This window comes from Caballeronia sp. SBC1 (genome assembly GCF_011493005.1).
In the GTDB taxonomy this organism is placed as follows: Bacteria; Pseudomonadota; Gammaproteobacteria; order Burkholderiales; family Burkholderiaceae; genus Caballeronia.
The window spans coordinates 434,891-459,088 of the sequence record NZ_CP049159.1; the positions used below are offsets into that span (position 1 = coordinate 434,891).

Genomic DNA, 24,198 nt, shown 5'->3' on the forward strand with positions numbered 1-24,198 from the left:
CAATGTCAAAGCCCCAGGCAAACCGCCCCGCCCGCGACGATCACGCACGCGAGCCAGCGTTTTCCACTGACCGTTTCCCGCAGAAACATTCGTCCGATCAGCACCGCAAACACCACACTGGTCTCGCGCAAAGCGGATACCGCGCCCATCGCGCCTGACTGCAACGCCCATATCACGATGCCATACGCCGCGATCGACACCAGGCCGCCGACGAGCGACGAGCCGATTGCCATGGGCGCTGACCGTACCGGTTCCCACAGCGCCGCGAGCCCGCGCGTCGCGACGAACAGCACCGGCATCAACCAATAGAACAGGAACATCCACGCGGTGTAGGCGAGCGCCTGGCCACCGGATAAGCGTACGCCGATGCCGTCGATCACGGTATAGACGGCGATCGTCACGCCGGTCGTCAGCGCGGCCAGCAAACCCGCACGCGACACGTGGCTCCGCTCCAGCGCGATTGCAATAATGCCACCCGATATCATCACGATCCCGAGCACGTGCAACGGGCCGATCGCCTCATGTGCGAAGAGCGCTGCGCCGAGCGTGACGAGCAGCGGCGATGAGCCGCGCGCGATCGGATACGCCTGCGCCAGATCGTTGCGGCGGTACGACCGTACGAGGGTCACGTTGTAGACGATATGCACGAGCCCCGATGCGACGATGTACGGCCACGCTGCGGCGGCCGGCAGCGGTGTGAACAGAATCACGACCGTAGAGACCGCCGCGATGGCGATGCTCATCCACGTCATGGACAGCAAGCGGTCGTCGTTGCCGTGCAGCATCGCGTTCCAGCTCGCGTGGAGCAGTGCGGCAAGGAGGACGAAGCCGCCGGTATAACTGAGCATGCGGGTCCGGGAGAAAGGGGGTAAGCAAGAAGGATATCTATCTTGTGGCTCGCGAACAAACCAGATAAATTGCTGATTCGCGTTAGATAAACTATTTCGAATGAAGCGGATACTGCCTCCACTCAATGCATTGCGTGCCTTCGAGGCGGCAGGCCGGCTAGGCAGCTTCAAGGAAGCGGCCGCGGAATTGCACGTGACTCACGGCGCGGTGAGCCAGCATGTGCGCCTGCTTGAGGAATGGCTGGGCGCACCGTTGTTTGAACGGCACAACCGGCGCGTGGCGCTCACTGCAGCGGCGAAGGCCTACCTGGAGGAAATCGGCCCCTTGTTTGAGCAGCTCTCGCAGGCAACCGCCAGATATGGTGTCTCCGCAACGGTCTCCCGGACGCTGTTCGTGAACGCACCCGCAACGTTCACATTGCGCTGGTTGGTGCCGAGACTGGCGAAATTCCGTGCCGAGCATGTCGACGTGGACGTCAGGGTGGAAACGTCGAACGAGCCGGTGGAGAGTCTGAAAGATATCTATGACGTCATCATCCGGGGCGGTCCGGACACGTTCTATGGCTATTCAATGCAACCTTTCTTGTCCGAGGAGAGACTCCCGGTCTGCAGTCCGTCACTCTTGCAACGACTGCCGCTTCGGGTGCCAGACGATCTGCGGCAGCATACGTTGCTGCACACGTCGAGTCTGCCGCGACTCTGGCCGGAGTGGCTGGCGAGGGCACAGATTTCTGCACTCCGGCCGGCTGCCACTCTGACCTTCGATCACTTCTATCTGACGTTGCAGGCTGCCATAGATGGCATAGGCATCGCGATGGGACCGACTGCGCTTGTATCAGACGACCTTGCTGTTGGCCGGCTTGTCGCGCCGTTCGCCGGCCCTCGTCTACCGTCGCGGAGCTATTGCACTTACGTTCCGGACGGGAGATCTGCAGATGACGTGATCGTGCTGTTCCGCTCATGGCTCGAGCGCGAGGGGATGCGTTCACGAACGGAGACGGCCCCTCAGATGTGAGCTCACTGAGCGCTATCGGAGCGGGGGCAATTGCGAACGGGGCTGGTCATACGGAAGCGACTTACGCTTGCACTTTGACTCGACGCACGTCTAATCTTCGAAGGTCCGCTGATGGCTGATGTGCGACCGTTCCAGGTCGAGACCGAGTTCCATAGACTGCTCGTACAAAATGGAAAATGCCCCTCGGATTTGCGTCGCGAGGGGCATTTTCACGTCAGAACACCTTCGCTTACAGCGCGGCGTCCTTCAGCTTCTTCAGCGGGCGCACCTTGAGGCGCACCGAAGCCGGTTTCGCCGCAAACCATTTGTCTTCACCCGTGAACGGGTCCTTGCCGAAGCGCTTCTTCTTGGCCGGCACGTCTTGCGCGACCACCTTCAACAAGCCCGGCAGGGTGAATTCCTTCGCGCCTTTCTTGTGAATCGATGCGAGTACCGTTTCTTCGAGGGCCGCCATCAACGCCTTGGCCGCTTTCGGCTCTACGCCTGAGCGCTCGGCCAGGTGAACGGTCAGCGAAGCCTTCGTAAACGTATCCTTGATAGGTTTCAAGGGAGTGGCAACGACAGACTTCTTCGCTGCAGGTGCAGCTACAGCTGCTTTCTTCGCAACTGGCGCAGCTTTCTTGCTGGCGGCTGTCGCTTTTTTCGTAGCGGGCGCTGCCGCTTTCTTCGTAGCAGGAGCCGTAGTTTTCTTGGTAGCGGTTGTTGCCATGAATGCCTCTCTTCTAGTCAAAGGTTGCCCAAGGCCTTTGCCTTTGCGCCGTCACCGACTAACGCAAAGGTACAAATTCTCGGGTTGGGCGCCAGCGTAACAACACCTACTTGAAGACGCAACGTCTGGAACCACGAATCAAGGGGTTTTTGGCATAAAAGTTACGAAAATGGCGACCTGTACCTCGTTTCATGGAGGCAGGTCTAGTAAAACCCTTATCCGACAGGGCTTGGAACACGCTCAAAGACCGCCAAATCAAACAATAGACCGATACGCGGACGGTCACTGCTTTGCGAAGAACAGCGCCTCTCTTGCACGGAGTCGGCGTTACCGGACGCACACAAACGGTGGCACCTGGACTCAAATCGCGAAGGCCCCTCACACGCCCAACCGTTATTGTTGGTTGCGTCCGCGTAACGCGAAGACCCTCCCGCGCTTTCACACTCTCGAAGCTCATGGCATAGTGCGGCCATATCCATTTAAGGAGATCACAATGCCAACTCTCGAACAGATTCAAGAAAAGATGAAGAAATTGCAGGCGCAAGCAGATACGTTGATCGCAAAAAAGGCGCAAGCAGCGGTCGACCAAATTCGAAAAATTATGCTGACGCACGGTTTGACCACTGTAGACATTGAAGCTAAAGCAAAGGCAAAGCGCGAAGCAAAAGCGGCAAACGGGAATACTCCAAACGTCCAGGCGAAGGTTGCCAGAAGTCTGAAGAGCAATACCGCGCCAAAGTATCAACATCCCAAGACAGGTGCCACCTGGACCGGCCATGGTCGCGCACCGGCATGGATTGTCGATGCCAAGGATCGCGCAAAGTTCCTGATTGCGAGTGGTACCGACACGGGTCGCGCAGCGAGCGTGAGTCCCGTGAATCCTGTGAGTAAGGCCAAGACCGCGGCCAAGAAGGCCTCAGCAGCTGCAGGCGCACTTGCTTCCAAGGGACAGCGCAAAGGACCGCAGCCGGCAAAATACCTCGACCCGAAGACTGGAGCAACCTGGAGCGGACGTGGTCCGGCGCCCGCGTGGCTGGCGGCAGCGAAAGACCGGACGCGGTTTTTGGTTGATGGTGCCGACGTCGGTTCGGCGGATTCAGGTAGCGCGAAGCACGCAAGCAAAAAAACTTCCGCCAAGAAGGTGGCGAAGAAAGCTGAAGCGACGAAGCCTGCTGCCAGGAAGCGCGCGACCGCAAAGACTGTGAGTAGATAAGTCACTGTGAATGTGACGCAGAAGCCACCGGCAAAGAAGCCACCGGCAAAGAAGCCACAGCTCAGCTAGCATGGATGGTCAAAGCCTCCTACCGGCTCGACGCACAGGAGGAAGCATGGACCCTCCTGGCGGAACTCGGGTGGGTCGCGCTGGACCGCTGCGCCGGGCTCCCGGCACACTAGGATAAGCGGTTCCAGTGGTCGGCCATTGGCGATCAGCGATTGCCCAATTGGAGGTTTGACTTGTGCCAAGACCGACCCGAGTTCGTTCGACTGTTGCCTGCTGACGCCGGAAAAGTCAGGCCGCTATAGATTGCCAAAAATTTCTTCTTCGAAACTCGCCGTCAGGATTCACCATGTCCTGCTTACTGAGCGCTCACGTTGACGCTCGACGAAGAAGAGTCGCTCCAGATCAATGGAATGATGGCGGCGACTGCGGCTGCGATGACCGCCAAGCCTGCTAGCCGGCGCAGCCGCAAGAGAAAAACCAACCGCCTGGGCGTCCGCGTTCCGAACTTGCGCCACTTTTTTGGGTTGTACTCGATATGCGCATACGCGCCATATGCGAAATACATGTGGATCGCAAAAAGGATAGAAACGATGACATAAGCGGGCACTACGATCTCGGCAACAAGCATGATCCCTGACAGCATGACACCCCCGTGCGCGGCTAGGAATTACTGCGGCACTCAAACGGCTCGGAGAGTCGTTTCGTGCAGTAGAAACCTGATTATTTCACCGCGTGGAGATCGCTATCCGTCAAAACATCACACCTTTGTGGCACTAAAAGTTACCAGCGTAATGGTGCCTGTCAGCAGAAAGGACCGCTTCGCAGATTCTCGTCGACTATCTTGGAAAGAACATAGGCGCTGGCACGCCGGCGGCGTTCTCTGTACGCGCGCGATCGGCGTGAGTGCATCGATGCCAATCGCATGAGGCTACCTGGGGCCACATCAGGCAAGTCGAGGCAGCAGGTTAGTGGGTATCCGTCGAGCTTTAGTTAGGGTGCCTCATTGATCTCTCGGAGCACATCCATGACAACACGACTGAAGATGCTGAGAGAGCATCGCTGCCGCGATGCGACGAACTCGGGATGAAGTAATCCCAACGAAGTCCACCGTATATACACGGCTGTGGCCCGCAAGAATTAATGATGAAGTCAGTGCACGGACCAGCGGCTCACGCAATTTTTTCGATAGTCGCGCCCATCGGCTATACGTTGGCCGCAGTCGATGGCGAACTGACAGGCCGTTACCTCGCTCGTGAAATCTCCCAGGGAGCCCATCGCTCTTCGGTCGCCGTCTGGATCAACAATAATCAGCATAGACGCAAATGAGCCGACAGTTCCGACCGCCAATGGCGTCAGGGTCCAGCCTTTGTAGACGACCGGAATTGCGTGCATGTCTGCGTATCCTTTTTATTTTCGTGGACTTTCGTTTTGCTAACGAATGCCATGATCATGAAGAGACTAAGCGACGCCGTTGCTGCTAGTCCGAGCACGAAAGGCGGCGCCCCATTTTAGACAGCTACCCCGATGGCTGCTTTTCGCAGGCGGTGACCGGTGGCGACAGGATAGTAGGCAGCGATGCCGCGACTTCTCCGACAAAACCTTAACTCTATTCGCCACCACTGTTTGTAGTGACTGGCCGGCACCCATAGGAGAAAGACGATCCAAGTGCGGACCTGCGATATGGCGGTGGCCGCGCGTAGAATCACGCCCGGCAACTCACCGCGGCCCAGCTGATTATCCGGTTCGACGAAGACTGGGGACGCGTGGCAGAGCGCTTGAGGGAGATATTTCTCAATGACGCTATGGTCGAAACGCGGTCTTGCCCGCCCCTTGTTCGCCATACTCGACTGGCAGAACACCGCGAGCAACCGCCTTGACCAGCGCCTGGTGGTCAGCTTCGGTCTGGTCCGCGTAGGCTTGGGCAAAGCGACACAGCGACCGGTCCAGCTTGTCCGACGAACCGACATACCCGGCGATCATCGAAGCGCCACTCGTGCGAGCGTGCCCTTTCGCCAGGAGATGACCCACAATCCCCGCGTAGTCGGTCAGTGCTGCAGGATCGAGCGCGTCAAGTGCAATGGTTCCTTTCATGTTACGGAACTGTCGGACGTAGTACTGCAAGCCGTCGATGGTGGTCCACCCCAGCAGCGGATCGCTCACCGTTTGCAGGGCCTGCTGGTATTCCACGACACGCTGCCCTTGGTGGGCGTGCCAGGCCGAGTCGCCATGAACGAAGGGCGCAAGCACCGAGCGGCGTGCCTGCTTGAGTTGCAGGAAAATGACGTCATCGGCGCTACTGCCCTCAAGCAACGCCACATACGCGCGCAGGCCCACGCTGCCGACCCCTACGACCTTATGGGCGATGTCGAGCAAGGTATAACCGCCGAGAACCCGGTGCCAATGCGACGCCAGGGTCTTTAAATACTCGTCCAGGGCGACGGCGATACGCTCGGAATCTGCTTCCGGGACGCGGGTAATCAGCGGTGACTCGTCGACAATGCGCCGCTGGCCGTCAAGCTCTGTCGTGAAACGTGGGAGCGCGCGATCACTCGTTCGTGTACGCGCACGTTTAGCCGCACGCACAATCTCGCCTCTCAGCGCTGTATCGGTTGCCGTTTCGTGCAGTCGATCAACGTCGATGCGCTCGTAGGAACGCGACAGCAGCGGCTCATCGGCGAGGTGTCGCACTTCATGCCGGTAGGCCGCGACGCAAGACGCCACCGACGCGTGGCATTGGGCTTCGCTGGCGCCAGTATGTCGGCCCGCAACCCAAATGCTGGCTACAAGTCGACGCAGATCCCACTCCCAGGCGCCCGGATGCGCCTCATCGAAGTCGTTAAGGTCGATGACCAAATCCCGTTCCGGCGAAGCGTAGAAACCGAAGTTGCCCAGGTGGGCATCGCCGCAGATCACCGGTGTGATGCCGGTAGCGGGAAGATGAGCAACATCTTCGGCCATCACTACAGCCGTACCGCGCAGGAACCCGTAGGGAGAAGCGACCATCCGGGCGACCCGGATCGGGATTAACCAGTCCAGCCTCCCCTCGTGTGAACGCATGATCTGCTCAACCGGGTCCAGCCGGTTCGCTGGTGCCTTCCAGTCACCCATTGAGGCGCGGGAAACCTGATCACGCAGGCTCCTGCCCAACTGGAACCGCTCTGCACGCGACATGGGTCGAAGGCGCAAAGAGCGGTAACTTTCACTGTCAGCGCTGGCCAGGACCACGTGGCCTACGGGTCGCTGTGTTGTCGTCATACTCTTTCCCTCGTTGCACAGACCCGCGGGTGGCTCAGCGGCCTACGCGGGATAAAAGAGTTGGGTGAAAACTCGCTCCATTTTCGCAGGCCCAATTCTCGCGCAAGTGTTGAACGCGAACATATTCGTTACCTCTTGTTCTTGCGCTCGCGCGTCGCGGCCTTCAAGGTCGTGAGAGCCGATTCGATCAACTGCCGCTGACGATCTTCGGCATCGGCGCCGTGCTTGCGCGTAATGGTAAACAGCGACAACGGATCGGGCGGGTCCAGCGCAATGCGGTGAATTGCGCAGCCCGTGTCCGCCTTCAAAGCGTCGGCGAGAAAGCTCGGGATGATCGCCCACGCGCCGTTCCTCAACACGGGCGCGAGCATATGGCTCTTGTCGACCCAGGTCGTGTGGCGGGACAATCCGCGCCGGGTGCGCCATATGTCGAGCCGAGATGACCATGGCAAATAGATTTCCCGCAACGGGTCGAGATCGGTCATATCCAGCGCTTCGGGCAGCGTCCGGCCGCTCGCGCCAGCGTGTGCGACGAGCATCGGGTAGTCACGTATTTTTGTGGACGTCAGATCCACATGTTCCGCGGGCGATAGCGTGAACGCCACATCGAGATGGCCCGAAGCGACGCGGTTGAAGAGCTGGTAATAGCGCCCGCTCTCCATATGGAGGCGAATGGGCGGCACTTCATCGCATAGTGCCGCGACAAACGGCGGCAGCACGTGAATCGCCACCGAATCCACGGCCCCGACCGCGAGATGGCGCTCCTTGTTGGCCTTGAGCTGCTCCGCCTCGACCTCCAGCATCTTCCAGCGTTCGGCGATGTCGAGAAAGCGTTCACCATCCGCCGTCAGCGAGATGCCGCGCGAGCCCCTCGAGCGCAACAACAGCGGATGCCCGATGCGCCGCTCGAGCGACTGAATCCGGTAGGAAACCGTGGACTGCGTCGCGCATACGATTTCCGCGGCCTGTAACAGGCTGCCAGAGCGCACGACCGCCAGGAACGTGTTGATCTCCTCGCTGAACAACATATTCAATCCTTCGATATGTGGTGAATAAAGATCAACGTTGACCGATATTTTGCGCGTCTTTAGCCTACATCGGAATCAAACAAAAAACCTTATCCATCAACGGTTCGCTCAGCGGAGCTTTCATGGCAAACACGCTTACCAGCATCGACGATCTTCCTACCAGCCGGTTCCACAAACGGATCGCCTTCGTTGCAGCGGGCGGCCCGTTCTGCGACGGGTATCTGCTCGGCATCATCGTAGTGGCACTTCCGTTCATTGCTCAGGACTTGCGGCTCGATGCGCTGCAAATGGGGCTGATCGGCGCGGCGAGCCTTATCGGCATGTCGATCGGCGGCGTCGTGTTTGGACCGATGACGGACCGCTTCGGCCGCCAGTCGATGTATGTGCTGAACCTCGCTGTGTTCGTGCTGTGCTCGGTCGCGCACCTGTTCGTCCACGACGTGACGACGCTCTTCGTGCTGCGCCTCGTAATGGGCATCGCGCTCGGCGCGGATTATCCGATCGCCACGGCGCTCGCCTCCGAGTTCCTGCCGAAAAAGCTGCGTGGCCCGATCCTCGCGAGTCTCGTGCTGTTCCTGTGGGTGGGCTACACGATCAGTCTTGCCACGGGGCTGCTCGTTAGCGGCAGCCCGAGCGGCGTGTGGCGCTATATCCTCGCGAGCGCAGCCATTCCCTCTGCGGTCTTCCTGCTGCTGCGCATGAACATTCCTGAATCGCCGCGCTGGCTCATTTCGGCGGGACGTCAGGAGGAAGCGCGGCGCATCGTCACCGAACACCTTGGGCCTCATGCCGACTTCGCGGTGCTGGTCGCCGAAACTCGCGTCAGTGCCGGACGGCGTGGCCTCGGGATGTCGAGTATCCGCGAACTGCTGGCGCGCGGCTATGGGCGCATGCTGGTGTTCTGCTCGATCTTCTGGATGTGCCAGATCGCGCCGTCATTCGCCATCAAGACGTTCCAGCCAATGCTTCTCAAATCGCTCGGCGTAACGCAGGCGCTTGCGGGTTCGCTAATCATCATTGCGTTCGCGATCGTCGGCACGGCGATCGGCATGCTTATCGTCAACCGGGTGGGTCGACGTCCGCTGCTGCTGGCCTCGTTTGTGCTGGCCACGCTCGCGCTCGTGCTACTCGCCACGCCCCTCTCCGGTCTCTCCACGGCCGCCATCGCGCTCTTCATTCTCTTCACCGTCGCGGAGGCCGCCGGCTCCGGCCTGCAGTTCATCTACCCGAACGAAGTATTCCCGACCGATTTGCGCGCGACCGGCATGGGACTCGCGATGTCCGCAAGCCGCATCGGCGCCGCTGCGGGCACGTTCCTGTTGCCGACCGTGCTCTCGCACTTCGGCAGCGCCAACGGCCTGCTGATCGCCGCTGGCATCAGCGGCGCAGGACTGATCGTGTCCGCGCGCATGGCTCCCGAAACACGCGGCCTGTCACTGGGGCAATCGCACCTCGCGCAGACGCCGGCGAACAGCTCTACCCATATCAACGAAAACGAGGCACGTACATGATGGACAGCAATCCTAAGGTAATCATTGTCGGCGCAGGCATTATCGGCGCCACCCTCGCTCGCGATCTGTCCAGCCGGGGGGCGCGCGTCACCGTCATCGACAAGAATGAGGTCGCCCTCGGCGCGACGTCTGGATCGTTCGCGTGGATCACCAACCAGACTAAATTCCGCAACGCGGACTCGCTCGAGGAATCCCGCGCGCGGGAATACTTCAACCTGCACCGGCTTTCGCATCTACGCTGGCGCTATCTGCAAAGCGTGGTCGCGGATTTGCCGATTCGCTGGTCGGGTTGTTTCCAGATGGCTGAGCCCGGCAGCGAAGGGGCGAAGGAATTGCGGTCTGAACTAGAGCGGCGGTTGAGCTGGGGTAGCCCGACCTATACCGTGACGGCCGCCGAGGCGCACGAGATCGAGCCGGCACTGGAACCCGGCGACGAGACGTTCATCACGTACACGCCGGACGAAGGCATGATGTCCCCAGTACAACTCACGTCGACCATGTTGCAAGCCGCGATTGTGCGGGGCGCGCGCTATTCGCCACACGACGTCTACGAGAGCTTCGAGAAGACGTCCGCCGGCTACGAGGTCACGAGCAGCTCGGGCAAACGCGAGGCTGACCTGCTGATCTTTGCGGGTGGTGTGGCAAATCCCAAACTCGTCGAAGGGACGGGGCTTGATGCGCCGCTCACACACAGCACCGGCAGCGTCGTTCATCTCGCACCGCTGCCGAAACTGTTCGACTCGGTGATTCTGAGCGCGCACGTGCATGCGATACAACGCGTGGACGGGCGGGTCGTCATCGCCAAGCATTTCTCGGGATCACCGGTGGGCGATCCGGGTACACCCGACGCCGAGGAACTGGTGCGTATCGCCGCGCATATTCTGCCGGGGCTGAGCGACGCGATGGTGGAGAAGGTGACTGAGACACGGCGTGTGATTCCATCCGACGGGCTGCCGGTTATCAGCCGCAACCCGGCACTTCCTGGTGTGCTGGCGGTGACGACGAACGCGGGGATAAGCCTCGCCGCCGTGCTGTCGCAATTGATCACGACCGAGTTGCTTGACGACGTGAAGGTGCGCTTGCTTGACCCGTATCGATCCGGGCGGTTCCGGGTGCAGGCGAATTGAGCGTTTTCCGGTGGGTTGGAAGTGGGTTAGAAGCGCGGTTCTAGCCTCTCTTGCCCGGGGTTTGCGCAGCATAAAGCGGCTGCTCGGGCTGTCGGTTTATGCTTCGCAAACTCGAAAACCGAAAGCCACTCAGGGTTGCGTTGCAAACCGGCCCCGTGGTTCAGACTCCGGTCAGTAAAGCTGATTAGAAGATCAATCCACGCCCAGTGATTACGGCAATCGATGACAGGTTGGATTTGACGGTTTGTGTTCCATGGTTTCAATACAACGCGGCGTTGAAGGACAGCCTTGAACCCGCACTGGGTGTCAGTCCGTTCGGCTGACCCAGACAGATAGCTGGCGAGGTTTGCGCTGCTGTTTCTTTGCCTGCAGATCTCACTGCGCAAGCTGCACGATCACATCGTCGAGGTCAGCCTGCGCGAACTCGCGCGCGAGATCGCGCCTCAGACCGGATTTAAGGCGCCCCGCCCATCCAGCACGGCGGCGACATTGTCCAGCGCTGTCAACCCCATCTGGTCGCGGGTCTCGATCGTGGCGCTCGCCATATGGGGCGTGATGAACACGTTGTCGAGTTTTGCGAAGCGCTTGTCGACATTGGGCTCGTTCCGGTACACGTCCAGACCCGCGCTGAACAGATGTCCCGATGTCAGGGCTTCATAGAGCGCATCTTCGTCTACGAGGCCGCCACGCGCCGCGTTCACAAAAACCGCACCCTTGGGCAAGAGTCCAAATTCCCTTTTCGTCATCAGCGGGACGCCCCCTCCCGGCACGTGTAGCGTGAGCACCTGGCAATGCGGCAACATTTGCTCGAGGCTGGCGTAGAAGGTCGCGCCATTCTCCAGCGACGGAGCCGCACGGCCAATGTCCGTGTAAATCACGCGCATGCCGAAACCCTGCGCACGCTTCGCAACCGACCGACCGATACGCCCGAACCCGACAATCCCGAGCGTCTTGCCATTCACTCGCGTGCCCAGCATCTCGGTCATGCCGAACGATTTGCCCCATCCGTTGCGCATTATTCGTTCGTACTCCGACGCACGGCGGCAAGCCGCCAGCACGAGCAGCATGGAGAAATCGGCCGTACATTCGGTCAACGCATCGGGTGCGTTCGTGACGGCGATTCCCCTCTCGCGGGCGGCAGCCACGTCCATGTGATCGAAGCCCGCGCTCGCGTTCGCAATGATCTTGACCGTCGAGGGCAGCGCGGCAATGTGCTCCGCCTGCAAACCGGACTTCTTCCCGATCAGTACGGCCAGCACGTCGTGCTTCCTGCAGAAGTCGACGACAGACCACGAGTCCATATCGGATTCGGTCACGAAGGCATGAAACTCGGCCTCGGCGCGATTCGCTACGGCCGTGGGAACCTTCCGCGCAATCAACAGCCTGGTGCATTTATTTTCCGACATGGTTTTCCTTTGATGGACAGACGTCGAGAGACTACGAAACCGCGGAGTCGACCGTCAATATTGATTGGATGAATCAACTTATCGCGACTGATTCGTCCCTTATTCGTCACACCTTGTCACGCCGGATCCTGCGTGTTGCAGTTCGTTCCATCCGCACCCTTCGTCCATCTTGCTGACGACATCGCGAGCATCAGGAAAACCCTATGACGATCCTTATCAGCAAGGCCCCCGGATGTTGATTCAATGAATCAAGATTGCTCAACGCATGGCGTGAATGCAACTCTCCTTCTCATGTTCAATTGAATTGTCGAGAGGAAATGAAATGCCTGGATCGAAGAAGTTTGCAGCCGTTACGGGCGCCGGCTCCGGCATCGGCCGCAGCGCCGCCGTGGCGCTCGCCAACGCTGGATTCGCCGTCGCGCTGATCGGACGCAGAGCCGAGCCTCTGCAGGAAACGAAAGAGGCAATCGGCACAGCCGGCGGGGAAGCGCATGTATTCCAGGCTGACGTTGCCGACGCCGCATCGGTCGATCACGCGTTTTCGCAGATCGCCAACGCATTCGGCCGGCTCGACGTGCTCTTCAACAACGCAGGCCGCAACGCGGGGGCCGTGCCCCTGGAAGACTACGAGGTCGCGTTCTGGAACGATGTCGTGGCCACCAATCTGACCGGCGTCTTTTTATGCGCTCGGGCCGCTTATCGCTTGATGAAAGCACAGTCCCCTCAAGGGGGACGAATCATCAACAATGGATCGATCTCAGCCCATTCGCCGAGGCCGCATACCATCGCCTATACGGCAACGAAACATGCCGTCACCGGCATCACCAAATCGATCGCGCTGGACGGACGCGCTTTCAACATTGCCTGCGGCCAGATCGATATCGGCAACGCGGCCACATCGCTGACGGAACGCATGAGCCGCGGCGTGCTTCAAGCAGATGGAAGCATGGCGCCCGAAGCAAGAATGGATGTGACGCACGTGGCGAACGCGGTCGTGCACATGGCCAGTCTTCCGCTCGAGGCCAATATCCTCAACATGACCATCATGGCGAGCGCCATGCCGTTTGTCGGCCGCGGATAAATCGCCTTCTCGCCAAATACAAAAACAAAAACAACAGGCTAATGTTCAGGAGACACCGATGAAAGTCGTAGAGGAACAAACATTGCCGGCGCGAAACCCGGCTTACGCGGATACCACGAAACGCTCCAGGGTGCGGTACGTCGTGCTCTCGATGTTGCTCGTGGCAACCATCCTCAATTATGTGGACCGCTCGGCGCTGGGCATTGTTGCGCCTGGCCTCTCGAAGAGCCTCGCGCTCGACAAGATGCAGATGGGCGAGCTGTTTGCGGCGTTCGGCCTTGCCTATTCCATTGCCTTGGTGCCCGGGGGCGTGCTGACCGACATTCTCGGCTCACGCGTAGCCTATGCCCTGTCTCTCATCGGATGGTCATTTGCCACGCTGACGCAGGGTCTCGCAACCGGCTATCACATGCTGCTCGGATCGCGGCTCGCAATCGGCGCAATGGAGGCGCCAGCCTTCCCTTCCAACGCGCGCGCAGTGACGTTGTGGTTTCCCGCCGGAGAACGCGGCTTCGCGACCAGCGTGTATGTAATGGGGCAGTACATTGGGACGCCCTTGTTCACCGGCTTGTTGCTGTGGATCTCCGCCGCGTACGGTTGGCGTACGGTCTTTTTCGTGACGGGCGGATTCGGCATTCTGTTCAGTCTTGTCTGGTACCGGGTTTATCGCGATCCGCATCAGCACGCGGGCGTGAATGCGGCCGAGCTGCAATACATCAATGAAGGCTCCACGGCGGCGCGCAAGCCCCGCGAGAAGTTCGATTGGCGCATGGCGCTCAAGCTGCTCAGCTACCGGCAGATTCTCGCCATCTGCCTCGGCAAGTTCTGCAACAACACGCTGCTGGTCTTCTTCACCACCTGGTTCATGACCTATCTGATCGAAGCGCGTCACATGTCGATGATCAAGGTCGGGATCTTCCAGGCACTCCCTTTTATCGGTGCGACGATTGGCATTCTCGTGGCCGGCTACCTCTCGGACTTTTTCATCCGGCGCGGGGTGTCGATTTCCACTGCGCGCAAGGCGCCGCTCATCATCGGCACGTTGCTCGGCGCGTCTATCGTGCTCGTCAATTTCGTCGAGTCGAACGAGTTGGTGATCACCATCCTGACTGTCGCGTTCTTCGCACAAGGTGTCGGGTCAATGTCGTGGGCCGCCGTTTCTGAAATCGCGCCTCGACAGTATGTGGGACTGACCAGCAGCATCACTAGCTTGGCAGCCAACATCGCTGCGGTCACTACGCCCCTCATGATCGGCTACATCACTCATCACACCGGCCACTTCTACTGGGCTCTCAACCTGATGGGCGCGATATGCGTGCTCGGGACCCTCTCTTACTCCGTGCTGCTGGGGAAGCTTTCCCGCATCGAACTGTGACGCTTTCGGCTATCGTGTGAAAAACGAATGATTGAATTCAAGTGGGATCATCTGCAACTGTGCTCGGCCGACGCCGAAGCCACCGCCGCATGGTTTGCGCGCTGCCTGAACGCCGAGATCGTGCGTCGCCCGGGACGAGTGGATTTGCGCATCGGCGGCATCAACCTTTTCATCACATCGCTGGCGAGCGCCCAAACCGGCCGCCCTGCTCATGGCGAGCAAAGGCAGGGCATCGATCATGTCGGCGTGGTCGTGGAGGATCTCGACGCCGCGTTCGAGCATCTGTTGCGCTGCGATGCGGAAATTGTCGAGGCGGTCAAGCAGGTTCGCCCCGGCGTCAGAGCCTGCTTCGTGCGATCGCCGGGCGACGTTCTCGTCGAGATCCTGGAGCGGCGCCCCGCCGAGATGACTTTTACCTGAAAAAACGTCAATATGGACGCTGGATTGGTCGCGCGAATATGCAAGGCGTGATCGCATCGCAACTCCCCTGCTGCCCCGTTCCGCCTCATCACCTTGCCTGCCATCCCATGCGAAACTGGATCACGCTGACTGAAGCGGCTCGACAACTCGGCGTGCAAGCGCAGACTGTCTATGCGTATGTAAGCCGGGGCACCATCGCGGTCATGCCGGATCCTCATGACTCGCGCAAGAGCCTCTATCGCGCGGAGGACGTTGCAGGTCTGTGCCGCAAAAAACAGGTGGGACGCAAGCGCGAGGCACTCGCTGCCGGGACAATATTCGGCGCGGAGCCCTGCATTTCCAGCAGTATCACCAGCTTCTCGAAAGGTCGGCCGTATTACCGGGGACGCGATAGCATCCGGCTTTCGGATACGGCAACGCTCGAGGACGTGGCGGCCATTCTCTGGAATGCGCGTGCGCCCGTTTCCTTCGAAACCGGTGACGTGCCGCTACTAGGCGACCAGCGAGGCAGGCAATGCGCGTTCACGTCGCTGGCAGCGCTCGCGGCCTGCGGGCACTCGACTCTCGGACGCACGGACAGCGCACTACATGTGGAGGCCGGCCGGCTTGTGGCGCTCATCGCGCAAGCGTTTGGCGCGCGATGTGACGCGAATGCACAAATGACGCATGAACGGCTCGCGCTCGGTTGGGGCCAGGATCGCGATGGCGCCGAACTCATCCGCCGCGCAATGGTCCTCGTAGCCGACCACGAGATTACGAGTTCGGCGTTCGCCGCCAGGATTACCGCGTCCACTGGTGCATCGCTGCCGGGATGCCTGCTTACGGGACTCGCGACTTTCTCCGGCCCGCTGCATGGCGATGCGTCAGGCCGGGTGCGGGCCGTGTTCGACGACGTCCGAAGACTCGGTGCGGAGTACGTCGTTGCCCACCATTTGCAGTCGGCCATTCCAATCCCGGGGTTCGGACATCATCTGTATCCGGACGGCGATCCGCGGGCAGCCGCCTTGCTCGACGTGCTGAATCCACCTCAAGAGCTCATGTCGTTCATCAACAAGGTGGTTGAGCTGACCGGGCTCAACCCGAATATCGACGTTGCACTTGCTGCCTTGGCGGCGCAGCTGGAACTGCCACGCGATGCGTCGTTCGCGTTGTTCGCAACGGCCCGAAGCGTGGGCCTGCTCGCGCACTGTATTGAGCAGCTCCGGGTCGGCAAAGTCATACGGCCAAGAGGCCGCTATATTGGGCGCGCATTGGAAGACGCCAGCCCCGAGCTGCCCACGAAAGACGGCGATAAGACGTTCGATCCGGCCACGCTCGATAAGAATCGGTTGTTCAAGGCGGTTGAGCGCTGAGAAGGCGTAAGACCTGATCTCCGCTGAAACAAAAACCCCTGAAACCCACTCCGGCTTACACAATTACTCGACCTTGGCGTCAGCTCGCAAGCCGGCAATCATCTTGTCGATCATCTGCGATTGCGCTTGCTGAAGCAGCATCGGCTTCATGTCCTCAAAGGAGGGGACTTTCAGCGGGCGAGTATCGTCAAGTTGGAGAACATAGCATCCATACCCCGACTTAACCGGGACCCGGGTGTACTGCCCTTTTTTCAGCATGCCAAATGCATCGGCAACCGGCTTCACGAATTTGCTGGGCGAGGACCAGCCGACATTGTATTTGGAGCCGTTAGGCTCTCTGCAAATTAGTCTCCTGACTGCACGGCACGAACCGACAAACTGTCCGATCGCGAAAGGATAGATGCAGCCGAGCACCGTAGCAGGACGCTCTATTTTTGAGCAGTTCGATGAACTTAACCATCAGCATTCCTATCAACTTCATACCGAATCATAAAAGGTTCTTTAGCGCGACGGAGCCTCCGTCTGCATTGGGTACGTCGTAATGCCGTGATCTATTCGGTAATTGGTTCCGCCGTCGCCTTGCAAGTCTTCGTGGGTCGGTAAATTTCGCGAGAGCGCACTAATGCCATAGAAATGGCCGCGAGGTGCAAATGGTTACATTTGTTCTTGGAGCAAACGGTCAACGCTTGTCACTAAGGATGCGTTATCAGACACAGCACCGCATTAATCCGCGGTCGTACACTAAAGGATCTAAACCATGAAAAAGATTATCGCTGCTCTCGCCTCCGCCCTTCTCGTGTCGACCGCTTTCGCACAAATGGCGGCACCGTCGACTGCAACAACGGAAGCCGGCAAAGCGCAATTGAAGGCAGATCATAAAAAGGCCGACGCGCAAAAAACGGCGAACGAAAAGAAAGCAGACGCGTCTCAAGATGCTGCGAAGGCACAAGCGTCTGCCAATGAAGACAAGACTTCAGCGCAAGCCGATGCCAACAAGGACGCCGCGAAGGTCGCGAGGGCGGACACCCCCAAGGAAGCCTCGGCCGCGCGGGTCGACGCAATGAAATCGCAGAAGAAAGCGAACAAGAAAAAGAGCGAAGCCCAGGCTAAAGCAAATGCCAAGAAGCAGGATGCAAACAAGGACGCTTCTGTCGCACAAGCCAAGGCTGACAAGGAAAAGGTTGAGGCACAAGGCGATGCAAACAACACAGCCGCCGACGCGAAGGTTGACGCAGCCAAGAAGTAATTGATCAATGGCAGGGGCGTTCAATGTGGATACCCCTGCCTCGCACTCAAGAACAATTGTTTTGTAGCTCACCCGATACCGGGTAGATTCCCCCGGAGCTAGACGAGCCTCGTTCACGTGGTTTTGATGCTGCCCCAATCAAACCGATCCAGCAGGGAATGCTGTCGAGTTCCCCTTGTTCCAGGCTGGCCAAACCTCCCGCCTTGCACCTAGTCCCCAACTTTCAGAAGAACTTTTCCACCTCGCGCCTGATGGGCGATTGCGGCGTCGATTTCCTCAAGCCGATATGTCTCGGCCACTGGAATAGCGACCTCGCCCGACGCCACCATCTTTGCGGCCTGCATGATAGCGCCAGGAATCGGGCCGGCAAAATCCGGATTACCAACAGAAAAACCACGAACGGTCAGGTCATTGAAGATGACATCGAACGGGCTAATCGACATCGCCGCAAAGCTCTGGGCAGCGTACGACACGAGGGTGCCGCCATGCCCCAGCAGCTTGGCCAAGCGGCTAGTGGCCTCGCCACTGACAGCGTCCAGCGCAAGTTGGATGCGCTTTTCGCCTACCGCCTCGGCGGCTTTCGCGGGCGCGCTATCGTCGTCCAGCAAGACCAGTTCGCACCCAGCTTCTCGCGCGGCGCTCATAGCCTCGGCCCGGCGCACCAGTCCGAGAGTTTTGACGCCTTTTTGCTTGGCGAAACCGACTATCCAGCGTGCTATGGCCGAGTTGGCCGCGTTGATTACGATCCAGTCATCCGACTGCAGCCGTACGTACGTCTCAAGCAGCAGATGCGCGGTGGGTGGGTTAATGGTCAGCATTGCTAACTGACGTGGATCGGCATCGGCCGGAAGCGCGACCAAACCGTCCGCGTTGACGAGCATTCGCTCGCGCCAGGTAAAGCTGCCCATCGGGAGAGGCACGCGGTCGCCGACTCTGACGTTGTTGACGTCGGTACCAACCTCCAGCACTCGCCCCGCACCCTCGTTGCCAATAACCGATGGCAACTCGGGATGCAGTGGGTACAAGCCTCGCGCGACGAGAATGTCGCTGAAGTTGACTGGGGCGTACTCGACCCCGACCAGCACCTGGTCCGCCCCCGGACTGACGGGTTCTGGCAACTCACGGAATTCAAGTCCCGTTGCTGGTTCGCCATATGCGGTGAGCACAACACCTTTCATGATGAAACTCCTCTTCAATGGACACCCAAGCACGCACAGCACCCGGGCATGCCTTATAAGACATCAGGTTGCGCAATGTCAGATCTGCGCTCTGCCGCCATCCACGAAGAGCTCGATGCCCGTAACGAAACTCGAGTCATCCGAAGCGAGAAACAGGGCAGCCTTGGCAACTTCGTCGGCTTCCCCCACGCGTCCCATCGGGATGGTGGATAAAATCCTCGCCATAGCGTCTGGAGGCTGCTGACCAATGATCGGCGTATCAATTGGACCTGGGCTAAGGACGTTTGAACGGATGCCACGGTCCTTCAGCTCCACGGTCCATCCCCGCACGAAATTGCGGATGGCCGCCTTGGTCGCGCCATATACCCAGAAGGCAGGCGTCCCTTTGGCGCTCGCGACGGAACCCGTGAGAATGATCGACCCGCCGTCGTTCAAGAGCGGCAAGGCCTTTTGGACGGTGAAGAGCACTCCCTTCACGTTGGTAGTGAACAGTTTGTCGAAATGCGCTTCGGTGATATTGCCCAGGGCGGCGAACTCAGCGGCACCGGCGTTAGCGAAGACAATGTCGATTCTTCGCCCTGTCGCTTTGATGTTCTCATAGAGACGATCAAGGTCAGCCAGATCGGCGACGTCTCCCTGTATGCCAGTCACATTGTCCCCGATGACCCTCACGGCTTCGTCTAGCTCCTTCTGGCGACGGCCGGTGATGAAGACGTAGGCGCCCTCGGCGACAAAGAGCTTCGCGGCGGCCAAGCCTATCCCCGACGAGCCGCCGGTGATGACGGCCACCTTTCCCTGCAACTTACCCATAGCGATTACTCCGTTGATTGCTAAGTTATGCAAAGCTTCCAACGCGTTCATCGCGTCTGAGACTCTTCAAGCCAGCGCCTGATATTCGACGCTGATACGGTTGCCATGTCGATCATCCCGCCAGGACGACTTTCCCAAACGGCCGATCCTCAATCAGATGGCGCAGAGCTTCGCCTGCCTCGTCGAAGGGATAGACCCGTTCAACGATCGGCTTGACCGATCCGCCCACGATCAGCGGGATAATGTCCCGCCACGCGGTGGCGATCGAAGCCGGTGATTGGGCGAACAGGGAGAAGCCGGCCATTCGCGCGCGCTTCCAGATGAAGTCCGTCACATCGATTGTGGTCCTGCGTCCAGCGGAGTAGCCCAAGGTGATCAGGACGCCGCCAAGACTAAGGCTGCTTAGCGCATCACTGGTCACGCTTGCGCCGATGCTCTCTATGACGATATCGACCCCCTTGCCATCCGTGATCCGGCGAACGCCCTCGGCGAGACCTTCTGTGGTGAGGTCGATCACATCTTCGAAGCCAAGCTCGCGCGCGCGAGCGGCTTTCGTCGCGCTGCCGGCTGTCGACATGACCTTGCTGGCGCCCTGCGCCCGCGCGAGTTGATAAGTCGCGTTGCCGACGGACCCGCCGATCCCCGGAGCCAGCACTGTCATGCCTCGCTTGAATCGGCCAGCGTCAACGTGATCTGCGCCGTCAGCCAGGCCACTGGAAGGCTGGCCGCGACTACGTCGTCGATCCCATCGGGCACGAGCGCCAGATCTTCGGGCCTCGCCAGCAGCCATGCTTGCCACGCGCCATTCTCGCGAACGCCGTAGGGTCCTGTGAACATCACGCGGCTTCCCACCGCGAGGCCGGAGTCGCCGGCATGCTCGATGACACCAGCACCTTCGTTGCCGAGCACCAGCGGCGCCCTGGCCCGAGGGTGCCCACCCGACAGGATCGTGTGATCGAGCGGCGTGACGCCGGCGGCTGTAACGCGGATCAGGACCCTGTCCTTTGCCGGTTGCGGCTTGGGCGAGTCGATCTGCCGCAGCCCGCCGTAGCCCGAGAAAGTCGCTGCCTCGATTACACGCATCGCTACCATTCCTTAAAGTTACCGATCTGTTACTTAAGTACAATATAGTTACCGGTCTGTCACTATGTCAAGCGATAAATCAGATCGAGAGGGACAAACGGATATATGTAGACACTGCAATCTGGAATCGCGCGGCGAACGCGATCATTGGCCAGATTCGGTTCTTGCCTCGAGTGCGAGGACGACGGCAGCGATGTCTGACTGCCCGTGCCCCAGCGCCAGCGTCTCACCGAATAGCGCGTGGCAGACATCCAATAGCGGCGAAGCGACCCCGGCTTCTCTGGCCGCTTCCGCAATCAATCGGTTAACCGTCAGCACATTAGTGATCGACCCCTGGACATCGAAGTCACGCATCACCAGCTTGAGAATTTTCACGCGTGAGATGTCGCTCGCCATCTGACAGGCATCCACGACGGTGCGGAACTGCTGCATGTCCAGACCGTGCCGCTCGGCAAAATGAGCCGCTTCCGCAAGGCCGGTGACTGTGGTCATCAGAAACAGGTTCACCGCGAGCTTCATGAGAAGCCCGCTCGGAACCGGGCCGCACACAATTGTCTGATGGCACATTGGTTCGAGCAGAGGACGCACGCTTTCGACGGCCGCGTCTTCACCGGCTAGCATCGCTACGAGTTGGCCCGCTTCGGCGGGCTTGCGCGAGCCCGAGACGGGTGCTTCCACGTAGCTGCCACCGGCGTTGCGAATGTCGGCTTCAAGTCCGCGCGAGTAATCGGGCGAGGTCGTCCCCATGTGGACGATCGTGTGGTGCGCAACGGTCACGCTGAACTGCGGCGTGCCGCGGGCGAGGACGGTGTCGATTGCGTCGCCGTCGGTCAGCATCAGGAACACCACGCGGGTGCGTTTAAATATCTCGGCAGGGTTGGTCGCGACGGTTGCACCCACCGCTCGCAAAGACTCGCTCCTTTCAGCGGAGCGATTCCAGACAATCAGTTGCGTGCCCGCGCGCGCCAGATTGAGCGCCATTGGCTGCCCCATGACACCTAAGCCGATGAAACCGATGTCCATATTTACCTCTATCCCAAGGCGGTTGACGTTGGTGCCGACGCGGTCGGATACGTGCCGCGAACACCGTGAGCTGATTTCGAATGCAGTACTTCCTTAACTCATTCATTTCGGTATCCGAAATTTATATCATGAGCATTCTTCTTCGACGATCGATCCCGCCTTGCGGTATCAACGCAAATGTTGTTTCCGGCGCGGCACCACCATGTTCACGACATGCACCAGCACGGCTTCGTCGTCCTGGTTCAGGGTGGTCGTTCGGAGTTTGATCAGGCCCTGCTCTGGGCGCGACTTTGACGGTCGTACCTCGATCACCTCGCACTCGACGCGCAACTCATCACCGGGGCGCACTGGCCGGGGCCATCGGCACTCGTCGAGGCCAGCTCCGATGAAGCCGCCAGCCGGCTTGAGTTCGGTCTCAATCATCAACCGCATCGTCACGGCGGCTGTGTGCCAGCCGCTAGCGGCCAGTCCGCCGAAAATCGAGTGACGCGCGGCCGCCTCATCGAGGTGAAAGGGCTGTGGATCGAATTCAGCAGCGAACGCGAGGACCCGCTCCTTGTCGATGCGCAGCCGCCCTGAGCCAAACATCTGCCCCACTGCAAAATCTTCCAGATAGCGCTCGCTCAACTGATTCATGATTCAGCTCCAGCTTTACGCAATGGCCTCAAGCGCGAGCGGGAGGTCTTCTCCGCCGCCGACGCACAAGGTGACGATGCCCCGTTCGAGATCATCACGGCGCATCGAATGAATAAGGCGGGTGGTGAGCACGACCTCTGTTGCCCCCATCGGGTAGCCACGGACGATGGCGCCGTGTTCGACATTAACCATGCCCTGCGACAGCCTGAGAAAGTCTCTGCTTCTATCGTCCTCATGGCCATTCTCCATAAAGTTACAGACCTGTACTTATCTTGAAGAGTACGGACAGGTCTGTTACTTTGTCAACCAGAATCTCGGAATGAAAGGAGTTTGTAGATATGAAGTCAGCAGCCCGACCCCGGCGGGGCGCGCCGCCAAAGGGCGAAGTGAGCGCCCGCGAGCGAATCCTCGCGACAGCAAGCGAGTTGTTCTACCGTGAAGGCATCCGCGCCATCGGCGTCGACACGGTTGTCGAGCAATCCGGCGTGTCGAAGACGAGCCTTTATCGTCTGTTCGAATCCAAGGACGCCTTGATTGCCGCCTTCGCCGCCGAACAGGATCGGTTGTTCTGGGCGCGGTGGGATAGCATTGAAGAGCAGCACGCCAATGACCCGCGCGCTTTGCTGGAGGCGCTGCTTTCCTGGATCGCAAAGCGGATCGGACACCCCGACTTTCGCGGCTGTCCATTTCTCAACCTGGCGACGGAGTTTCCCGACGACAACCATCCTGGCCGCGTCGTCGCCCGGGGAAACAAAGAGGAAATGCGGGCGAGGCTCGCGGCCATAGTGGCCAAGCTTGGCGCCGATGATCCCAACCGTACAGCGTCTCAGATAGCGCTGCTCATCAACGGCGCGTACGTCACCGGCCTGATGGAAGAGCCGGCTGATCTGAGGAGCGACCTTGTTGATGCCGGCATGAAATTGTTGGCTTAGTGGATTACGCGGTCTTATCCCAAACCGGGACGTGTGGTGCAATCTGTTTGTGCTCGATCACCCAGGTAAGCATCGATGCCGAACCGTATGCGGTATTTCCGGTACGCCGCGAAGGTTTCAGACCAAGCCCCTCTTCAACGCGCTCAATCATTGCTCTGGTCAATTCGACCTCGTGCGATCAGTTTGCAAGCTTTGCCTCAACGACCGTGATGATTCACCCTTGCAGGTCAAGCAGATAGTTCGTTCGCGAAGGTCCTCATCGTTCATCCCGGTTCGGAGCGTCGTTGGTCGATTGGTAACGAGCCCTGGTTGCCTTGACGAGGTAAAAGACTACCTATTACCAGTGCGATCTCGGTCCCACTGCCCACGAAAGTGATTGGCCCGTCAAAGTCAATCGCATTTTGCTGCATGCCTCTTGGCTTGTTTTGAGGATCGAGGACCATCGTCAAACCGCCCGCCTCGTGTATCGCGGCAAGCCCGCGAGAGCCATCGTCCAAAGATCCGGATAAAACGATTCCTACCGTTCGTTGTCCGATGTTTTCGGCCATGGAGTGAAAGAGCGCGTCGACAGTGCGGTTTCTCAATCTGTTGTTTGATCCATCGATCAGGAACGCCGACCTGTCCTCGAGCAACGTCAAAGGACGGTCAGGCATTCCGATATAGCACACATCCGGTATGAGAACCTCCCCTTCGCGGGCGATCTCCACGTGTAGTCCAGCACAGCGACTAGCCAGAACCCCTCTGAGATTGCTCGGCTCCTCGCTCAGCCGGTGGAGCACAACCATTAACACAGCGTGCATGCCTTTGGGCCACACGTTGAGTAGTTCAATGATGTCGGAAAGACCCTCACTACCCGAAGCGCCTAGAGCGACGCAGTACGGATGCTTATCTGCACTCATATGCGCTCCTCATAAGATCGTCGCTCAAATCGCAAGTCTTCC

25 protein-coding genes and 2 pseudogenes are annotated in these 24,198 nt (G+C 59.4%); 10 read left to right on the forward strand and 17 right to left on the reverse strand.

The annotated features are described in order from the left end of the window. Window positions 1-5 precede the first annotated feature (5 nt). The gene (locus SBC1_RS36950; RefSeq protein ID WP_165107424.1) at window positions 6-848 is read right to left on the reverse strand and encodes a DMT family transporter; all 843 of its coding nucleotides are present in this window, start codon (window positions 846-848) and stop codon (window positions 6-8) included. A 100-nt stretch (window positions 849-948) separates the two neighbouring features. On the opposite strand from SBC1_RS36950, the gene gcvA reads away from it, so the two are divergent. Beyond that, window positions 949-1,863: a transcriptional regulator GcvA gene (gene gcvA, locus SBC1_RS36955; protein WP_165107426.1), complete on the forward strand. Its 915-nt coding sequence runs from the start codon at window positions 949-951 to the stop codon at window positions 1,861-1,863. Between the two features lie 229 nt (window positions 1,864-2,092). On the opposite strand, the gene SBC1_RS36960 is transcribed toward gcvA, so the two are convergent. Then, window positions 2,093-2,572, reverse strand: a complete 480-nt coding sequence (locus SBC1_RS36960) for an HU family DNA-binding protein (protein WP_165107428.1) — start codon at window positions 2,570-2,572, stop codon at window positions 2,093-2,095. Window positions 2,573-3,065: 493 nt separating this feature from the next. Here SBC1_RS36960 and SBC1_RS36965 point away from each other — a divergent pair, with 493 nt between their 5' ends. Next, on the forward strand, window positions 3,066-3,785 hold the full coding sequence (locus tag SBC1_RS36965; RefSeq protein ID WP_165107431.1) for an H-NS family nucleoid-associated regulatory protein: 720 nt from the start codon (window positions 3,066-3,068) through the stop codon (window positions 3,783-3,785). A gap of 364 nt (window positions 3,786-4,149) precedes the next feature. Here SBC1_RS36965 and SBC1_RS36970 read toward each other — a convergent pair whose 3' ends face one another. From SBC1_RS36970 to SBC1_RS36985, 4 genes are all read right to left on the reverse strand, one after another. Beyond that, the gene (locus tag SBC1_RS36970) at window positions 4,150-4,422 is read right to left on the reverse strand and encodes a hypothetical protein (RefSeq protein ID WP_165107433.1); all 273 of its coding nucleotides are present in this window, start codon (window positions 4,420-4,422) and stop codon (window positions 4,150-4,152) included. Between the two features lie 521 nt (window positions 4,423-4,943). After that, the gene (locus SBC1_RS36975; RefSeq protein ID WP_165107435.1) at window positions 4,944-5,186 is read right to left on the reverse strand and encodes a hypothetical protein; all 243 of its coding nucleotides are present in this window, start codon (window positions 5,184-5,186) and stop codon (window positions 4,944-4,946) included. 408 nt (window positions 5,187-5,594) lie between these two features. Next, the gene (locus SBC1_RS36980) at window positions 5,595-7,049 is read right to left on the reverse strand and encodes a DUF2252 domain-containing protein (protein ID WP_165107437.1); all 1,455 of its coding nucleotides are present in this window, start codon (window positions 7,047-7,049) and stop codon (window positions 5,595-5,597) included. 128 nt (window positions 7,050-7,177) lie between these two features. Further along, window positions 7,178-8,077 carry a LysR family transcriptional regulator gene (locus tag SBC1_RS36985; RefSeq protein ID WP_165107439.1) on the reverse strand — a complete coding sequence of 300 codons (900 nt, stop codon included), beginning with the start codon at window positions 8,075-8,077 and terminating at the stop codon, window positions 7,178-7,180. 122 nt (window positions 8,078-8,199) lie between these two features. On the opposite strand from SBC1_RS36985, the gene SBC1_RS36990 reads away from it, so the two are divergent. Continuing rightward, complete coding sequence (locus SBC1_RS36990; RefSeq protein ID WP_165107441.1) at window positions 8,200-9,588, forward strand: MFS transporter; 1,389 nt, start codon at window positions 8,200-8,202, stop codon at window positions 9,586-9,588. After that, window positions 9,588-10,715: an FAD-binding oxidoreductase gene (locus tag SBC1_RS36995; protein WP_165107523.1), complete on the forward strand. Its 1,128-nt coding sequence runs from the start codon at window positions 9,588-9,590 to the stop codon at window positions 10,713-10,715. Before SBC1_RS36990 ends, SBC1_RS36995 begins: the two co-directional genes overlap by 1 nt. 443 nt (window positions 10,716-11,158) lie before the next feature. On the opposite strand, the gene SBC1_RS37000 is transcribed toward SBC1_RS36995, so the two are convergent. Continuing rightward, on the reverse strand, window positions 11,159-12,121 hold the full coding sequence (locus tag SBC1_RS37000; RefSeq protein WP_165107443.1) for a D-glycerate dehydrogenase: 963 nt from the start codon (window positions 12,119-12,121) through the stop codon (window positions 11,159-11,161). Between the two features lie 322 nt (window positions 12,122-12,443). Between SBC1_RS37000 and SBC1_RS37005 the strand changes: the two genes are divergently transcribed. The 4 genes from SBC1_RS37005 (at window position 12,444) to SBC1_RS37020 (ending at window position 16,349) form a co-directional block, all read left to right on the forward strand. Beyond that, complete coding sequence (locus SBC1_RS37005; protein WP_165106741.1) at window positions 12,444-13,202, forward strand: SDR family oxidoreductase; 759 nt, start codon at window positions 12,444-12,446, stop codon at window positions 13,200-13,202. A 58-nt stretch (window positions 13,203-13,260) separates the two neighbouring features. Then, a complete protein-coding gene (locus tag SBC1_RS37010; RefSeq protein ID WP_165106744.1) occupies window positions 13,261-14,577 on the forward strand; it encodes an MFS transporter in 1,317 nt (438 codons plus the stop codon). A 27-nt stretch (window positions 14,578-14,604) separates the two neighbouring features. After that, complete coding sequence (locus tag SBC1_RS37015; protein ID WP_165106746.1) at window positions 14,605-14,997, forward strand: VOC family protein; 393 nt, start codon at window positions 14,605-14,607, stop codon at window positions 14,995-14,997. A 107-nt stretch (window positions 14,998-15,104) separates the two neighbouring features. Continuing rightward, on the forward strand, window positions 15,105-16,349 hold the full coding sequence (locus SBC1_RS37020; protein ID WP_165989207.1) for a citrate synthase: 1,245 nt from the start codon (window positions 15,105-15,107) through the stop codon (window positions 16,347-16,349). 63 nt (window positions 16,350-16,412) lie between these two features. Here the strand turns inward: SBC1_RS37020 and SBC1_RS37025 are convergent, their stop codons facing one another. Then, window positions 16,413-16,634, reverse strand: a complete 222-nt coding sequence (locus tag SBC1_RS37025) for a peptidyl-prolyl cis-trans isomerase (protein ID WP_165106751.1) — start codon at window positions 16,632-16,634, stop codon at window positions 16,413-16,415. A gap of 472 nt (window positions 16,635-17,106) precedes the next feature. Here SBC1_RS37025 and SBC1_RS37030 point away from each other — a divergent pair, with 472 nt between their 5' ends. Next, window positions 17,107-17,595: a hypothetical protein gene (locus tag SBC1_RS37030; protein WP_165106753.1), complete on the forward strand. Its 489-nt coding sequence runs from the start codon at window positions 17,107-17,109 to the stop codon at window positions 17,593-17,595. A gap of 209 nt (window positions 17,596-17,804) precedes the next feature. Here the strand turns inward: SBC1_RS37030 and SBC1_RS37035 are convergent, their stop codons facing one another. The 7 genes and pseudogenes from SBC1_RS37035 to SBC1_RS37060 all read right to left on the reverse strand — a co-directional run. Further along, window positions 17,805-18,773 carry a zinc-dependent alcohol dehydrogenase family protein gene (locus tag SBC1_RS37035; RefSeq protein WP_165106757.1) on the reverse strand — a complete coding sequence of 323 codons (969 nt, stop codon included), beginning with the start codon at window positions 18,771-18,773 and terminating at the stop codon, window positions 17,805-17,807. Window positions 18,774-18,851: 78 nt separating this feature from the next. Then, a complete protein-coding gene (locus SBC1_RS37040) occupies window positions 18,852-19,583 on the reverse strand; it encodes an SDR family oxidoreductase (RefSeq protein ID WP_165106760.1) in 732 nt (243 codons plus the stop codon). 112 nt (window positions 19,584-19,695) lie between these two features. Beyond that, window positions 19,696-20,244, reverse strand: coding sequence for a zinc-binding dehydrogenase (locus SBC1_RS40330; RefSeq protein WP_241202529.1), 549 nt, complete (start codon window positions 20,242-20,244; stop codon window positions 19,696-19,698). Beyond that, window positions 20,241-20,666 carry a zinc-binding alcohol dehydrogenase family protein gene (locus tag SBC1_RS40335; RefSeq protein WP_241202530.1) on the reverse strand — a complete coding sequence of 142 codons (426 nt, stop codon included), beginning with the start codon at window positions 20,664-20,666 and terminating at the stop codon, window positions 20,241-20,243. The genes SBC1_RS40330 and SBC1_RS40335 overlap by 4 nt, the downstream gene beginning before the upstream one ends. Before the next feature lie 144 nt (window positions 20,667-20,810). Next, window positions 20,811-21,689 carry an NAD(P)-dependent oxidoreductase gene (locus SBC1_RS37050; protein WP_165106764.1) on the reverse strand — a complete coding sequence of 293 codons (879 nt, stop codon included), beginning with the start codon at window positions 21,687-21,689 and terminating at the stop codon, window positions 20,811-20,813. 168 nt (window positions 21,690-21,857) lie between these two features. Next, window positions 21,858-22,316: a MaoC family dehydratase gene (locus tag SBC1_RS37055; RefSeq protein ID WP_206366230.1), complete on the reverse strand. Its 459-nt coding sequence runs from the start codon at window positions 22,314-22,316 to the stop codon at window positions 21,858-21,860. A gap of 24 nt (window positions 22,317-22,340) precedes the next feature. Further along, window positions 22,341-22,520: pseudogene (locus tag SBC1_RS37060) on the reverse strand (acetyl-CoA C-acyltransferase); the annotation flags it as partial. 143 nt (window positions 22,521-22,663) lie between these two features. Here SBC1_RS37060 and SBC1_RS37065 point away from each other — a divergent pair. Then, the gene (locus SBC1_RS37065) at window positions 22,664-23,257 is read left to right on the forward strand and encodes a TetR/AcrR family transcriptional regulator (RefSeq protein ID WP_165106775.1); all 594 of its coding nucleotides are present in this window, start codon (window positions 22,664-22,666) and stop codon (window positions 23,255-23,257) included. Between the two features lie 10 nt (window positions 23,258-23,267). Here the strand turns inward: SBC1_RS37065 and SBC1_RS40770 are convergent. Further along, window positions 23,268-23,429: pseudogene (locus SBC1_RS40770) on the reverse strand (IS5/IS1182 family transposase); the annotation flags it as partial. Window positions 23,430-23,520: 91 nt separating this feature from the next. Further along, window positions 23,521-24,156 carry a chemotaxis protein CheB gene (locus SBC1_RS37070; protein WP_165106779.1) on the reverse strand — a complete coding sequence of 212 codons (636 nt, stop codon included), beginning with the start codon at window positions 24,154-24,156 and terminating at the stop codon, window positions 23,521-23,523. Window positions 24,157-24,198 lie beyond the last annotated feature (42 nt).

Excerpts from the sequence above, each read along its gene's own strand:
- SBC1_RS36995 (WP_165107523.1), top strand. The coding sequence starts at position 9,588 with ATGGACAGCAATCCTAAGGTAATCATTGTCGGCGCAGGCATTATCGGC.
- SBC1_RS36985 (WP_165107439.1), bottom strand. The coding sequence starts at position 8,077 with ATGTTGTTCAGCGAGGAGATCAACACGTTCCTGGCGGTCGTGCGCTCT.
- SBC1_RS37015 (WP_165106746.1), top strand. The coding sequence starts at position 14,605 with ATGATTGAATTCAAGTGGGATCATCTGCAACTGTGCTCGGCCGACGCC.
- SBC1_RS37020 (WP_165989207.1), top strand. The coding sequence starts at position 15,105 with ATGCGAAACTGGATCACGCTGACTGAAGCGGCTCGACAACTCGGCGTG.
- SBC1_RS37035 (WP_165106757.1), bottom strand. The coding sequence starts at position 18,773 with ATGAAAGGTGTTGTGCTCACCGCATATGGCGAACCAGCAACGGGACTT.
- SBC1_RS37070 (WP_165106779.1), bottom strand. The coding sequence starts at position 24,156 with ATGAGTGCAGATAAGCATCCGTACTGCGTCGCTCTAGGCGCTTCGGGT.
- SBC1_RS37040 (WP_165106760.1), bottom strand. The coding sequence starts at position 19,583 with ATGGGTAAGTTGCAGGGAAAGGTGGCCGTCATCACCGGCGGCTCGTCG.
- SBC1_RS37000 (WP_165107443.1), bottom strand. The coding sequence starts at position 12,121 with ATGTCGGAAAATAAATGCACCAGGCTGTTGATTGCGCGGAAGGTTCCC.
- SBC1_RS37010 (WP_165106744.1), top strand. The coding sequence starts at position 13,261 with ATGAAAGTCGTAGAGGAACAAACATTGCCGGCGCGAAACCCGGCTTAC.
- SBC1_RS36950 (WP_165107424.1), bottom strand. The coding sequence starts at position 848 with ATGCTCAGTTATACCGGCGGCTTCGTCCTCCTTGCCGCACTGCTCCAC.
- SBC1_RS36960 (WP_165107428.1), bottom strand. The coding sequence starts at position 2,572 with ATGGCAACAACCGCTACCAAGAAAACTACGGCTCCTGCTACGAAGAAA.
- SBC1_RS36965 (WP_165107431.1), top strand. The coding sequence starts at position 3,066 with ATGCCAACTCTCGAACAGATTCAAGAAAAGATGAAGAAATTGCAGGCG.
- SBC1_RS36975 (WP_165107435.1), bottom strand. The coding sequence starts at position 5,186 with ATGCACGCAATTCCGGTCGTCTACAAAGGCTGGACCCTGACGCCATTG.
- SBC1_RS37030 (WP_165106753.1), top strand. The coding sequence starts at position 17,107 with ATGAAAAAGATTATCGCTGCTCTCGCCTCCGCCCTTCTCGTGTCGACC.
- SBC1_RS40330 (WP_241202529.1), bottom strand. The coding sequence starts at position 20,244 with ATGACAGTGCTGGCTCCGGGGATCGGCGGGTCCGTCGGCAACGCGACT.
- SBC1_RS40335 (WP_241202530.1), bottom strand. The coding sequence starts at position 20,666 with ATGCGTGTAATCGAGGCAGCGACTTTCTCGGGCTACGGCGGGCTGCGG.
- SBC1_RS36980 (WP_165107437.1), bottom strand. The coding sequence starts at position 7,049 with ATGACGACAACACAGCGACCCGTAGGCCACGTGGTCCTGGCCAGCGCT.
- SBC1_RS37005 (WP_165106741.1), top strand. The coding sequence starts at position 12,444 with ATGCCTGGATCGAAGAAGTTTGCAGCCGTTACGGGCGCCGGCTCCGGC.
- gcvA (WP_165107426.1), top strand. The coding sequence starts at position 949 with ATGAAGCGGATACTGCCTCCACTCAATGCATTGCGTGCCTTCGAGGCG.
- SBC1_RS36990 (WP_165107441.1), top strand. The coding sequence starts at position 8,200 with ATGGCAAACACGCTTACCAGCATCGACGATCTTCCTACCAGCCGGTTC.
- SBC1_RS37065 (WP_165106775.1), top strand. The coding sequence starts at position 22,664 with ATGAAGTCAGCAGCCCGACCCCGGCGGGGCGCGCCGCCAAAGGGCGAA.
- SBC1_RS37050 (WP_165106764.1), bottom strand. The coding sequence starts at position 21,689 with ATGGACATCGGTTTCATCGGCTTAGGTGTCATGGGGCAGCCAATGGCG.
- SBC1_RS36970 (WP_165107433.1), bottom strand. The coding sequence starts at position 4,422 with ATGCTTGTTGCCGAGATCGTAGTGCCCGCTTATGTCATCGTTTCTATC.